We start from the raw sequence: 13,782 nt of genomic DNA, 5'->3' as shown, positions 1-13,782 counted from the left end.
TTACCTGCCGGAAAAGGGCGTGATGCCGATGCACTGCTCGGCCAATGTCGGTCCGAACGGCGACGCCGCAATCTTCTTCGGCCTGTCCGGCACCGGCAAGACCACGCTGTCGGCAGATCCCAAGCGCACGCTGATCGGCGATGACGAGCACGGTTGGGGGCCTGACGGGATCTTCAACTTCGAAGGCGGCTGCTACGCCAAGTGCATCAAGCTGTCGAAGGAGGCCGAGCCCGAGATTTACGCCGCCAGCAAACGGTTCGGCGCGGTGCTCGAGAACTGCGTGCTCGACGAGGACACCCGCGAGGTCGATTTCGACGACGGGTCCAAGACCGAGAACACGCGCTCTGCCTATCCGCTCGATTTCATCCCCAACGCTTCGCGCAGCGGCCGTGCGCCGCATCCGAAGAACGTCGTGATGCTCGCCGCCGATGCTTTCGGCGTGCTGCCGCCGATCGCGAAACTTTCGCCCGCACAGGCGATGTATCACTTCCTCTCCGGCTACACCGCCAAGGTGGCGGGTACCGAGCGCGGCTTGGGCTCCGAGCCGCAGCCGGAATTCTCGACCTGTTTCGGCTCGCCGTTCCTGCCGCTCGATCCGTCGGTTTACGGCAACATGCTGCGTGAACTGATTGCCGGCCACAATGTCGATTGCTGGCTGGTCAATACCGGTTGGACCGGCGGCAAGTTCGGCACCGGCTCGCGAATGCCGATCAAGGTCACGCGCGCACTGCTCACTGCCGCGCTCGACGGCTCCTTGCGCAACGTCGAATTCCGCACCGACAAGTATTTCGGCTTTGCGGTGCCGACAGCGCTGCCGGGCGTGCCGAGCGAAATTCTCGATCCCGTGAATACCTGGAAGGACAAGGCCGAGTTCGACAAGACTGCCCGCGCGCTGGTTGCGATGTTCCAGAAGAACTTCGCCAAGTTCGAAGCCAAGGTCGATGCGGACGTTCGCGCCGCCGCCCCCGAAGCGAAGCTCGCGGCGGAGTAGGCCAAGGCTTCGTCATCGCGAGCGAATGCCAACGGGTCGCGCGAATGCGCGCCCGATGACAGGCTACGCGATCCAGCAAAGGAGTCTGGATTGCTTCGTCGCTCCAGCGCAAAATTGCTTCGCAATTTTGTCGCGGGCTCCTCGCAATGGCGCATAGCGTTCTCGTCGAACCTAGTGCGCCTCGTCCCAGTTGTCGGCGGCGCGGGCATCGACGTGCAGCGGCAGCGACATGATCACCGCCGGGAATGGCGCGTCTTCCATCACTTTCTGGACCACCGGCAGCGTCGCGGCGACTTCGCCGTCGGGCACCTCGAAAATCAATTCGTCATGTACCTGTAGCAGCATTTGCGCTGACAGCTTCTTCTCGGCGAGCGCCTCTTCCATCTTGATCATCGCGCGGCGAATGATGTCGGCGGCGGTGCCCTGAAGCCGCGCATTGATTGCGGCGCGTTCGTTGAAGGCGCGGACCGAGGCATTCGAGGCCTTGATGTCGGGGTAGTGGCATTTGCGGCCGAACAGCGTCTCGACATAGCCGTGCGCGCGGCAGAAGTCGCGCGTGGCGTCCATATAGGCGCGGATGCCCGGAAAACGTTCGAAATACTTCTTGATGTAGGCGGAGGCTTCCTCGCGGGCGATGCCGAGCTGGTTGGCCAGGCCGAATGCCGAGATGCCATAGATGATGCCGAAGTTGATTGCCTTGGCGCGGCGCCGGATCTCGGTCGGCATGTCCTTGACGGGAACGCCGAACATCTCCGACGCCGTCATTGCGTGAATGTCGAGCCCGTCCCGGAATGCCTGCTTCAGCACGGGAATATCGGCGATCTCTGACAATAGCCGCAGCTCGATCTGCGAATAGTCCGCCGACACCAGCTTGTGGCCGGGGGACGCGATGAAGGCGCGGCGGATCTTTCGGCCGTCCTCGGTGCGCACCGGAATGTTTTGCAGGTTCGGCTCGTTCGAAGACAGCCGTCCCGTGGTGGTTGCCGCCAGCGCGTAGGTCGTGTGCACGCGATGGGTGTCGGGATGCACATAGGTCGGCAGCGCATCGGTGTAGGTCGATTTCAGCTTCGAGACCTGCCGCCATTCCAGGATCTTTTTTGGAAACGCGTGGCCTTGCTCGGCGAGTTCGTCGAGGATCTGGGCGGAGGTGGACCAGGCGCCGGTCTTGGTCTTGGTGCCGCCGGGAATACCCATCTTGCCGAACAGAATGTCGCCGATCTGCTTCGGGCTGCCGACATTGACCGGCTCGCCGGCAATCTCCTGAATTTCGGCCTCGACACGCGCCGCGGTCTGGGCGAACTCGCCCGACAGGCGCGAGAGCACCTGCCGATCGATCGAGATACCGCGCCGTTCCATCCGCGCCAGCACCGCAACCAGCGGGCGTTCCAGCGTTTCATAGACCGTGTTCATATGCTCGGCGACGAGGCGCGGCTTGAACAGCCGCCAGAGCCGGAAGATGACGTCGGCATCCTCAGCAGAAAATTCGGCCGCCTTGTCGATTGCGACCTGATCGAATGACAGCTTGTTCTTGCCGCTGCCGGTCAATTCGCCATAACCGATCGTGGTGTGACCAAGCCAGGCCTGCGCGAGCTGATCGAGCCCATGCGAATTGCGGCCGGCATCGAGCGCATAGCTCATCAGCTGCGCATCGTCGGTATTGCGGAGCGTGATGCCGGCCTGCGCCAGCATCACCGCGCCGAACTTGATGTTGAACCCGATCTTGAGAATGCCTGGCGATTCCAACAGCGGCTTCAACGCAGCCAGCGCGTCGCTGTCCTTGATCTGATCCGGCGCCAGGCCGGCGGCGAAAAGCCCAGAGCCATCACCGGCCTGCTTGTGGCCGAGCGGAACGTAGGCGGCGTCATTGGGGGCAAGCGCCAGCGCAATGCCACAGATCTCCGCTCGCATCGGGTCTTCCGACGCCGCCTTGGCCTCGAATGCGAATTGGCCGGCGTCGCGCGCCTGCGCCACCCAGGCTTTCAACTCGGCCATCGAGCGAAGCGTCCGATATTTCTTGCGATCGATGCGGGTGCTGCGCGCTTCGTCGGCGCGGGCTGCCGCCAGCGCCTGCGGCGTGCCTTTGAGGCTCGAGCCCTTGTCGCTTCGATCGCCTGGCCTTGCCGGTGCACTCGCGCCTGTCTTTGAAGATGGCGGCCTCTCGCCCGCGAACAAATCGCCCGCCTGGCCGCCGGGCACGTTACCGGACTCGTCGACCTTCTCGGCGAGCGGCAGCGGGGCAAACACGCTGGCCTTGCCGCTATCGGCTTGCACGTCGGCGGGATCGATCTGCGAATACTCGGCGACCCGACGGGTCAGGGTGGAGAATTCCATCGCCTTGAGGAAGGCGATCAGCTTGCGCGCGTCGGGCTCGTGCACCGCGAGCTCGTCGAGCGGAACTTCAAGCTTCACCTTGTCGTCGAGCAGCACCAGTTGACGCGAAATGCGCGCCTTTTCGGCGTTCTCGATCAAGGCTTCGCGCCGCTTCGGCTGCTTGATCTCGCCGGCGCGCTTGAGCAGCCCTTCGAGGTCGCCATATTCGGTGATCAGTTGCGCCGCGGTCTTGATCCCGATGCCGGGCACGCCCGGCACATTGTCGGTGGAGTCACCGGCCAGCGCCTGAACCTCGACCACCTTCTCAGGCGGCACGCCGAATTTCTCGATCACCTCGGCTATGCCGATGCGGCGGTCCTTCATGGTGTCATACATCGTGACGCAGTCGGTCACGAGCTGCATCAGGTCCTTGTCCGACGAGACGATGGTCGCGGTGGCGCCGCGCTCGCAGGCCTCGCGCACATAGGTCGCAATCAGGTCGTCGGCCTCAAAGCCGATTTGTTCCAGACAGGGCAGGTCGAAGGCGCGCACCGCGTCGCGGATCAGCGCGAATTGCGGGATGAGATCGTCCGGCGCCGGCGGGCGATGCGCCTTGTAGTCTGGGTAGATCTTGTTGCGGAAGGTCACCTCGGACTTGTCAAAGACGATCGCCAGATGCGTCGGCCGGTTGTCCGGCGGCATGTCACGCAAGAGCTTCCACAGCATGTTGCAGAAGCCAAGCACAGCGTTGACTTGCAAGCCGTCCGACTTGCGGTTCAGCGGCGGCAACGCGTGATAGGCGCGAAAAATATAAGAGGAACCGTCGACCAGAAAAACATGGTCGCCCTTGGCGAGGGCTTTGGCGGCGACGGGCTTGGGGGCGGCTTTCGGGGCGGGTTTTGGCATGACGGCAATGTAGGGATTTTTGTCCTCATTGACACCCGTCTAGTGGTCCGATTTTAACATTCGTATTCCTTCGCAGCGGGCACTTTGCGAATGTTAAAATCAAAGGACCCCTAGGGAATATATGTTTCCAGTGGAGTTTAGGATTTGACATTCGCTTTTCGAACTCGCGGCCAGACGGGCAGCGAATGTCAAATCCACTCCGCTGTTGCGCATCGCGCACGGGATTTTTCGCTTGATATCGCGCTATTGCGGTCTGAGGCAGCTCACCAGGAATTCCATCACGGCGCGCACCGCCGGGACCTGGCGCAGGTCGCGGTGGACCGCCAGCCAGACCTCGCGGCTGATCGGCTTCTGCGGCACGGCGTAGCGTTGCAGGCGCGGCTCGCTGTCACCGAGATAATGGGGCAGCGCGGCGACGCCGAGGCCGGCGCATGCGGCACTGACCTGGGTTTCCAGATCGTTGGTGCGCAGCACGACCTCGCGCTCGCCGACGATCGTGCGTAGCCAGATTTCCTGCGGTGAATCGGCCATCGAGGCGTCATAGCCGATAAAGCTCAGCGCATGCGCTGGCGTCTTTTCCAGATAGTTCGCCGCGCCATAAAGGCTGAAGCCGAAGCTGCCGATCTTACGGACCATCAAGCCGGCCTCGACCGGACGCATCAGCCGCAGCGCGACGTCGGCCTCGCGCCGGCCGAGCGAAGCCTGGCGCTTCTCGCCGATCAGCTTGATGCGGATAGCGGGATGCTGCGCCCGCAGCAGCGTCAATTGCGGCGCGATCACCGAGCTTGCAAAATTGGGCGGCGCGCTGATCGACACTTCGCCGTCGACGCCGGGCTTTGCGGCCTGGGCTGCGCGCCCGACCGCGAATGCGGCCTCTTCCATCGGCGCTGCGACCGCGGCGATCCGCTTGCCGTCCTCGGTCAGCGAGGTCGTGCGCGCGCGTCGATCGACCAGCTTGAGCCCGGTTGATTGCTCCAGCGCCGCCACCCGCCGCGCCACCGTCGCATGGTCGACGCCAAGCGTGCGTGCGGCCGCCGACAACGTGCCTTCGCGTGCCAGCGTCACGAAATGATGCAGGTCTTCCCAATCGGCCATTGTGCAAATTCTCACATTTGAGACGCAGATTCGTGGAATTTCGCATATCCGGCCGGCGCGCCATAGTCCTGATCCAGTCAAATCGAAAGGAAAACCGATGACCAAGGTCGTTCGCGTCAAATCACCCGGCGGCGTCGAGCAGTTCGAAGTCGCCGAGGTCGAATTGCCGCCGCCCGGCGCCGACGAGGTCCGCATCCGCCAGACCGCCATTGGCGTCAATTTCGTCGATATCTACCAGCGCGCCGGCCTCTATCCGATGCCGCCGGCGAATATCCCCGGCGTAGAAGGTGTCGGTGTAGTTGCCGCGGTCGGCGCCAATGTCACGTCCGTTGGCGTCGGCGACCGTGTCGCCTATGCGGGCGCGCCGGTCGGCGCCTACGCGGTCGAGCGCAACCTTCCGGCCTGGCGGCTCGTCAAGCTGCGGGACGCGTTGTCCGACGAGGTCGTGGCGTCGTCCTTCGTCAAGGGCATCACCGCGCACATGTTGCTCGATCGCATTTATCCGGTTGCATCGGGAACGACATTGCTGGTCCACAGCGCCGCCGGCGGGGTCGGCCAGCTATTGACGCGCTGGGCGAGCCATCGCGGTGCGGTCGTGATCGGAACCGTCGGCTCGGAAGCCAAGGCCGCGATCGCGCGGCAAGCCGGTGCCCAGCATGTCATTGTCGGACGGGATGCGGACTTTGCCGCGGCCGTCGCCGATATCACCGCAAAGCGCGGCGTCGATGTCGCCTATGACGGCGTCGGCGGCACGACGCTTGCCAAGACGTTCGGTTGCGTGCGGCCGTTTGGCGTGGTGGCAAGCATTGGCCAGGCGGCCGGGCCGATTCCCCCCGTAGACGTCAGCGATCTTGGGCCGCGGCGCAGTCTGTCGCTGGCACGGCCGAGCGTGATGGCTTACATGAACGAGGTCGCTGCCTACCGCTCGGCCGCGGAAGCGGTGCTCGGCGGTATCGAAGACGGGATCCTCCACGTCTCCGGCCAATCCTATCCCTTCAGTGAAGCGGCGCGCGCGCATGCCGATCTCGAAGCAGGCCGCTCCTCCGGGGCGCTCTACCTCAAGCCGTAGCGAGTCGCGCTATTCGGCTGCCTGCAACGCCGCGCTCCGCTTTTTCGGCGCGATCCAGAACGCTTCGGGGCGTTCAAACAGGAAGTTCGCTCCGATCTTGATGGCGATCTGCCAGATCGCGAGCGCGCCGAACAACCCGCAAAGCGTGACGATCAGCGATATCGCGCCCACGTCAGGGATCAGGCCTGTGCGCAACAGCACCGTCCGCGTTGCCGCCATTGGCAGGAAGAAGGCAAGATAGATCACGATCGAATGTTCGCCGCAGAAGCGCAGGGATTTCAACCATTGCATCTGCGCCATCAGCGTGCCGATGGTCACGATGGCACAGGCGCCGGCCAGTCCAAGCACCAGGGAGATCAAGGGCCACTCGCTAACGCCGAGCCGCACCAGGCTTTCATTGACGAGCGCCCAGAGCGCCAGCGCGGCGAGGGCAAGGCCGGGATTGGCCCGTGCGCGGTTGGACAGCGCGAACACATGGTCGGCAAGGAGATAGCCGCTGTAGAAATAGACAAAGCGCGCTGCGAATTCGTCGATCGCCGTCCAGCCGGTCGAGATGTGCATCATCTCCAGAACGGCGGCGAGACCCCAGATCAGGAGCGGCGGCAAGCGCCTGGTCGCCTTCGTGACCAAGAAGAACACCGGCAGCAGGTAGATGAACCAAAGCGTGCCGAACGGCTCGATGAAGGATTCCAGATAGAGATAGCCGGCATGGGCCCAGCTCGACTCGGCGGCAAAAGCGGGCGCCTTGAAGCCGAACTGGATGGTCACCCAGAGCACGTAGAAGTAAGCGAAGTGCACCACCTTGCGGTCGAGATAGGTACGCCAGTCGCGGTCAATCACCAGCGGCAGAAACAGTCCGGAGATCAGGAAGAAATCCGGCATCCGGAACGGCTTGGCGAAGGCGACCAGCGGATGCATGAAGCCGGGTGCGCCAGCAGCGAGTTCCACGCCCAGCACCGAATGCATCATCACCACCATGACGATGCAGATCCCCTTGGCGTAATCGACCCAGTCGACGCGGCCTGAGCCGATCTGGCTGGTTACGGTAACGGCAGATGTGCCGTTCGGTGTCATGGCTGTCTCTTTTTGGGGTGGCGTTGGCGCATCATCGGCCGTATCGGTTTCATTCTCCTTTATTCACGCAATTGACATGCCACTGTCATGTGTCCGTTCGGTTTTTGGTTTGTGACAGGATGCTCTAAGACGGACTGAACGAATCACTCCCGTTAACCATTTTCGACAGGATTTCAGATGCATATCGCCATGATCGGCACGGGCTATGTGGGGTTGGTGTCAGGCGCCTGCTTTGCGGACTTCGGACATCAAGTCACCTGCGTCGACAAGGACGAAAGCAAGATCGCAGCCCTTCTGCGTGGCGAGATCCCGATCTTTGAACCCGGCCTCGACGTGCTCGTCGCCACCAACACCAAGGCTGGCCGGCTGAAATTCACGACCGATCTCACCGGGCCGGTCGCCGAGGCGGATGCGGTGTTCATCGCGGTCGGCACGCCGTCCCGCCGCGGCGATGGCCATGCCGACCTCAGCTACGTCTATGCGGCCTCGCGCGAGATTGCCGCCGCGGTGAAGGGCTTCACCGTCGTGATTACCAAGTCCACGGTGCCGGTCGGTACCGGCGATGAGGTCGAGCGGATCATTCGTGAAACCAATCCCGCGGCCGATGTCGCCGTCGCCTCCAATCCGGAATTCCTGCGCGAGGGTGCGGCGATCCGCGATTTCAAATTTCCCGACCGCATCGTGATCGGCACCTCGGACGAGCGCGCGCGCAAGGTACTCGCCGATATCTATCGGCCGCTGTCGCTGAACCAGGGTCCGCTGATGTTCACCGGGCGGCGCACGGCGGAGATGATCAAATACGCCGCCAACGCTTTCCTCGCCACCAAGATCACCTTCATCAACGAGATGGCGGACCTGTCCGAAAAGGTCGGCGCCAACGTGCAGGAAGTGGCGCGCGGCATCGGGCTCGACAACCGCATCGGAACCAAGTTCCTGCATGCGGGGCCAGGCTTCGGCGGCTCGTGCTTCCCGAAGGACACCAAGGCGCTGGTAAAGATCGCGCTCGATCACGATGTGCATTTGCGCATCGTCGAGGCGGTGCTCGCGGTCAACGACAACCGCAAGCGCGCGATGGCGCGCAAGGTGTCCAGTGCGTACGGCGGCAACCTGCGCGGCAAGACAGTCGCCGTGCTCGGTCTCACCTTCAAGCCCGACACCGACGACATGCGCGACGCGCCTTCTATACCGCTGGTGACCGGACTTCTCGACATGGGCGCCAAGGTGCGCGCGCACGATCCGGTCGGCATGGAGATGGCGCGGCGCGAACTGCCCGACATCGAATACTGCGACGACCCCTACCTTTGCGCCCGCGGGGCCGATGCGCTGGTGGTGGTGACCGAATGGGCGCAATACCGCGGGCTCGATCTGGAGCGGTTAAAGCGCGAACTCGCCCATCCGGTCGTGGTCGATCTGCGCAACGTTTACCGCCCCGAGGACATGGCGGCGCACGGTTTTATCTACGACAGCATCGGCCGGCCGCCCGAAGCGCAGGGCTGAGGGCGTCCCTAGGTTTTGGCTCTTTCTTTCCCTCTCCCCTTGTGGGAGAGGGTGGATTGGCGACGCGTAGCGTCGGCGATCCGGGTGAGGGGTTGGTTCTCTCGAAGACCTGAACCCCTCACCCGGCTCAATCTCACTTCGCTCGATTTCGCCACCCTCTCTTGCAAGGGGAGAGGGTTCTCAACGTGCGAGCCGATGACATTGCCCCGCAGCTTCGACACCCCGCTTCCGATTGACGCCGTGCTGGACGAGCTGGCGCGCACGCTGGCCGCCCGCAATGTCGCGGTGCTGGTCGCGCCGCCCGGCGCCGGCAAGACCACGCGCGTGCCGCTCGCGCTGCTCGATGCGCCCTGGGCCGCCAACAAGAAGATCATCGTGCTGGAGCCGCGGCGGATCGCGGCGCGCGCCAGTGCGGAGCGAATGGCGCATACGCTCGGCGAAAAGGTCGGCGAGACCGTCGGCTACCGCGTTCGTTTCGGTTCGAAAGTCTCGCGCGCGACCCGCATCGAAGTCGTCACCGAAGGAATTTTTTCGCGGCAAATCCTCGACGATCCCGAGCTGAACGGCATCGCCGCGGTTTTGTTCGACGAATTCCACGAGCGCTCGCTCGATGCCGATCTTGGGCTCGCTCTGGCGCGCGACGCGCAAACCGGCCTGCGCGAGGACCTGCGCATCCTCGTGATGTCGGCGACGCTCGACGGCGCACGCGTTGCAAAATTGCTCGGCGACGCCCCGGTGGTGGCGAGCGAAGGCCGCGCCTTTCCGGTCGAGACGCGTTATCTCGGCCGCAAGGCCGATGCGCCGGTCGAGCGGCAGATGGCGGATGCGATTGCGACCGCGCTGCGCGCTGACCCCGGTTCGGTGCTGGCCTTCCTGCCGGGCGCGGCTGAAATTCGTCGCACGCAAAATCTTCTCACCGAGCGCATCCACGACGCTTCGATCGAGATCGTGCCGCTGTTCGGCGCGCTCGACGCCGCGGTTCAGGACCGTGCGATCGCACCGCCGCCCAGGGGCCATCGCAAGGTCGTGCTGGCGACCTCGATTGCCGAGACTTCGCTGACCATCGAGGGGGTGCGGATCGTGGTGGATTCAGGTCTTGCGCGCATTCCGCGCTATGAGCCGGATATCGCCTTGACGAGGCTCGAGACGGTGCGGGCCTCGCGGGCCGCGGTGGACCAGCGCCGCGGCCGCGCCGGGCGCACCGAACCCGGCATCTGCTACCGGCTGTGGGACGAGCCGCAGACCGCCTCGCTCGCGGCCTATACGCAGCCGGAAATTCTGAGCGCGGACCTGTCGTCCCTGTTGCTCGATCTCGCACAATGGGGCGTCAGCGATCCGGCAAGCCTCGCCTTTCTCGATTCCCCGCCGGCGCCGGCCCTGAAGGAAGCGCGCGAACTGTTGCGTGAACTCGGCGCGCTCGATGCCGACGGGCGCATCACCGACGAAGGCAAGAGCCTGCGCGCGCTGGCATTGCCGCCACGGTTGGCGCGGATGATCGTGGATTCCCATCGGCTCGGTGCGGGCCGCACCGCCGCCGAGATCGCAACGGTTCTCACCGAACGCGGGCTCGGTGGTGATCATGTTGATCTGGATGTCCGGCTCGAGATGTTTCGCCGCGACCGCTCTCAGCGCGCCGAGGCCGCGCGCGGTCAGGCCCGGCGCTGGGCGGCGCAAGTAGCAGTCGACAACAAAGCCCGGCCTGAGGGCGAGGAGCCGCCGTCGAACGGCGTCATGCTGGCATTTGCTTTTCCCGATCGCGTGGCGAAGAACCGCGGCAATGGCAGTTTCGTCCTCGCCAATGGGCGTGGCGCCGCTATCGAGCCAACGTCCGCACTGTCGCGCGCGCCTTATGTCGCGGTCGCCGAACTCACGGGCACCGCCATGCAGGGCCGCATCCTCTTGGCCGCGCCGATCACGCAAGGTGAGATCGAAGCGCGGTTTGCCGATCAGATCGAAACTGCGGATGAGGTTTCCTTCGACCGCGGTGCGATGGCCTTGCGGTCGCGGCGCAGGAAATCCTTGCATGCGATCACCCTGTCGGAGGCGCCGCTGGCGATCGAACCGTCGGAGCAAACCGCGCGCATCCTTGCCGATGGCCTGATTGCGGCGGGGCTCGATCAGTTGCCGTGGTCGAAATCGACCAAGCAGTGGCGCGACCGCGTCATGTACTTGCGCGCCGCTGAAGGCGCTTCGCCGGATAATCCATGGCCGGATCTGTCGGACGATGCGCTGAAAGCCCAGCGCCAAACGTGGCTGGCGCCGGCACTGCTCGACAAGACCTCGTTGAAATCGTTCTCGGCCGCTGACTTGTCGGAAGCCTTGCAGGCGCTGCTGCCGTGGTCTTTGCGCGCGCGGCTCGACAAGGAGGCCCCGACGCATTTCGAGGCGCCGACGGGAACGCAGCTTGCGATCGATTACGAGGCCGAGCAAGGGCCGACCATTGCCGTTCGTCTGCAGGAGCTGTTTGGGCTGACCAGCCATCCCGCCATTGCCAGAGGCGCGATCCCGCTGGTGCTCGAATTGCTGTCGCCGGCGCACCGGCCGGTGCAGGTCACGCGCGACTTGCCGGGCTTCTGGCGCGGCAGTTATGCGGCGGTGCGCTCCGATCTGCGCGGCCGTTATCCGCGCCATCCCTGGCCGGAAGATCCGGCAAGCGCGATGCCGACGCGGCGGGTGAAACCCAAAGGCACTTGAATGGACGCGTGAAACGGCGTCGTAGCCTCCGCTCACCGCCAGTCGTGTATCCGTTAACCCTTCGCTCATCCTTTTCGCGAAAATTGCGCCCCGCGCGGAGTGCCGAAGGTCGTGGTTTTGTGGCGGCCATGCTCAAATCGGAAATCGTGCGAGTTCGAGTGCGGGTGGCGTGATGCGTAACATTATGATTTTTGCCGCGATCATGATCGGGCTTGGCACCTTCATGGCGCAGATGGCCGACAAGATCTCGCCGGCACCCGCTTCCGCCACGCCGTCAATTCGTTTGGCCGCACCGCCCGAGACGGCCGGCCAGCCCGGCCTTCGCACCCTCAGCGTTCCCCGTGACGGCCGCGGCCATTTTGCGACCGAAGGGCGGATCGACGGGCAGCGCATCGGCTTCATGGTCGATACCGGCGCTTCCGTGATTGCCTTGAACGAAAGCTCGGCGGCGCGGTTCGGGCTGCGCCCGTCGCGCAACGACTATCGGGCGACGGTGACGACCGCCAACGGGACCGTGAAGGCCGCGCCGACGCGACTCGCCATGGTCGAAGTCGGCGGCCTGATCGTGCGCGACGTCGACGCGATGGTGCTACCGGACGAGGCGTTGTCGGAGAACCTGCTTGGACTATCGTTCCTGTCGAAGCTGAAGCGGTTCGAATACGCCAACGGCAAGATGGTGCTGGAGCAGTAAGGCCCCTGGTGACCGACCCGGCCGCCCACGCCGCCTGCTTTTTCACTTTTTGGGAATGAGAGGGTGATCGAGTCGATCTTCGCGGCTCTGCATTCGCGCCAGAACTTCCTGAGCAAATCCACCCTAATTAATCATAACAAGACGGCTGTCCCGCCTTCCATCAGGCCGGCGCATTCGCTATGGCTTCGGCTGCATCGTTTGTATCCGACATAGGTCGTTCGCATGTTTCCCAAACCGAAGCCCGTACTGGTTCCCAACACCTATGCCTATGAGTCAGAGCCGATGGTGAAGGCGACCGGCTTTCGCGAATACGACGCGCGCTGGCTGTTCGGTAAGGAAATCAACCTGATGGGCGTGCAAGCGCTCGGCATGGGGCTGGGCGCGTTGATTGCCGAACTCGGCGTCAAACAAGAGGTTGTCACCGGCCATGATTTCCGCGGTTATTCGGCGTCGATTAAATACGCGCTGATCTCGGGCCTGCAGGCCGCAGGCTGCAAGGTTCACGATATCGGGCTTGCGATGACGCCGATGGCCTATTTCGCGCAGTTCGAGCTCGACGTGCCCTGCGTCGCGATGGTGACCGCCTCACACAACGACAATGGCTGGACCGGCGTCAAGATGGGCGCCAACCGGCCGTTGACCTTCGGCCCCGATGAAATGAGCCGGTTGAAAGCGATCGTGCTCAACGCCGAGTTCAAGAACAAGGCGGGCGGCTCCTATCAATTCCATGAGAATTTTCCGGCGCGCTATATCGCCGATCTGACCAAGCGGCCGAAGCTGAAGCGCAAGCTGAAAGCCGTGGTCGCCTGCGGCAACGGCACCGCGGGCGCCTTCGCGCCGCAGGTGATGGAGGCGATCGGCTGCGACGTCATTCCGCTCGACACCGAGCTCGACCACACCTTCCCGAAATACAATCCCAATCCCGAAGACATGGAAATGCTGCACGCGATTCGCGATGCGGTGCTGAAGCACAAGGCCGATGTTGGATTAGGCTTTGACGGCGACGGCGATCGCTGCGGCGTCGTCGACAATACCGGTGAGGAGATCTTTGCCGACAAGGTCGGCGTCATGCTGGCGCGCGACATGTCGGCGATCCACAAGGACGCGCAGTTCGTCGTCGACGTGAAGTCGACCGGGCTCTTTGTGACGGATCCGGTGCTGCAGAAACAGGGCGCGAGGGTCGATTACTGGAAAACCGGCCATTCCTACATGAAGCGCCGCACCCACGAGACGGCTGCGCTGGCGGGATTCGAAAAATCCGGCCACTTCTTCTTCAACAAACCCTACGGCCGCGGCTATGACGACGGGCTGGTGTCGGCGATTGCCGTTTGCGACATGCTCGACCGCGCGCCGTCGAAGTCGATGGCCGATTTGAAGAACGATCTGCCGAAGACCTGGTCGTCGCCGACCATGTCACCGCATTGCGCGGACGAGACCAAGTATGGCGTCGTCGAT

The 13,782-nt window shown here is 63.8% G+C and carries 9 protein-coding genes; 6 read left to right on the top strand and 3 right to left on the bottom strand.

Annotation, left to right across the window (positions count from 1 at the left end):
* Positions 1-991: phosphoenolpyruvate carboxykinase (ATP) (locus VFL62_RS26605; protein ID WP_325175376.1), on the top strand; the 991-nt coding region annotated here is incomplete at its 5' end.
* 171 nt (positions 992-1,162) lie between these two features.
* Here the strand turns inward: VFL62_RS26605 and polA are convergent.
* Together polA and VFL62_RS26595 are read right to left on the bottom strand one after the other, a co-directional pair.
* Positions 1,163-4,207: a DNA polymerase I gene (polA, locus tag VFL62_RS26600; protein WP_325175375.1), complete on the bottom strand. Its 3,045-nt coding sequence runs from the start codon at positions 4,205-4,207 to the stop codon at positions 1,163-1,165.
* A gap of 243 nt (positions 4,208-4,450) precedes the next feature.
* Positions 4,451-5,302: a LysR family transcriptional regulator gene (locus tag VFL62_RS26595; protein WP_325175374.1), complete on the bottom strand. Its 852-nt coding sequence runs from the start codon at positions 5,300-5,302 to the stop codon at positions 4,451-4,453.
* Positions 5,303-5,399: 97 nt separating this feature from the next.
* Here VFL62_RS26595 and VFL62_RS26590 point away from each other — a divergent pair, with 97 nt between their 5' ends.
* Entirely contained in the window at positions 5,400-6,371 is a 972-nt protein-coding gene (locus VFL62_RS26590; protein WP_325175373.1) for a quinone oxidoreductase, read from the top strand.
* A gap of 9 nt (positions 6,372-6,380) precedes the next feature.
* Here VFL62_RS26590 and VFL62_RS26585 read toward each other — a convergent pair whose 3' ends face one another.
* Positions 6,381-7,445 (bottom strand): acyltransferase family protein, encoded by a 1,065-nt coding sequence (locus VFL62_RS26585; RefSeq protein ID WP_325175372.1) that lies wholly within the window; start codon positions 7,443-7,445, stop codon positions 6,381-6,383.
* Positions 7,446-7,622: 177 nt separating this feature from the next.
* On the opposite strand from VFL62_RS26585, the gene VFL62_RS26580 reads away from it, so the two are divergent.
* The 4 genes from VFL62_RS26580 to VFL62_RS26565 form a co-directional block, all read left to right on the top strand.
* Positions 7,623-8,942: a UDP-glucose/GDP-mannose dehydrogenase family protein gene (locus VFL62_RS26580; RefSeq protein ID WP_325175371.1), complete on the top strand. Its 1,320-nt coding sequence runs from the start codon at positions 7,623-7,625 to the stop codon at positions 8,940-8,942.
* Between the two features lie 195 nt (positions 8,943-9,137).
* Positions 9,138-11,636, top strand: a complete 2,499-nt coding sequence (gene hrpB / locus VFL62_RS26575) for an ATP-dependent helicase HrpB (RefSeq protein ID WP_414644852.1) — start codon at positions 9,138-9,140, stop codon at positions 11,634-11,636.
* A gap of 172 nt (positions 11,637-11,808) precedes the next feature.
* Positions 11,809-12,327: a TIGR02281 family clan AA aspartic protease gene (locus tag VFL62_RS26570; protein WP_325175370.1), complete on the top strand. Its 519-nt coding sequence runs from the start codon at positions 11,809-11,811 to the stop codon at positions 12,325-12,327.
* Between the two features lie 222 nt (positions 12,328-12,549).
* On the top strand, positions 12,550-13,782 hold a 1,233-nt coding region (locus VFL62_RS26565), incomplete at its 3' end, for a phosphomannomutase/phosphoglucomutase (RefSeq protein ID WP_325175369.1).

The sequence above is a fragment of the Bradyrhizobium sp. genome, from assembly GCF_035701725.1.
In the GTDB taxonomy this organism is placed as follows: domain Bacteria; phylum Pseudomonadota; class Alphaproteobacteria; order Rhizobiales; family Xanthobacteraceae; genus Bradyrhizobium.
This window is presented reverse-complemented; position numbering and strand designations above follow the sequence as displayed.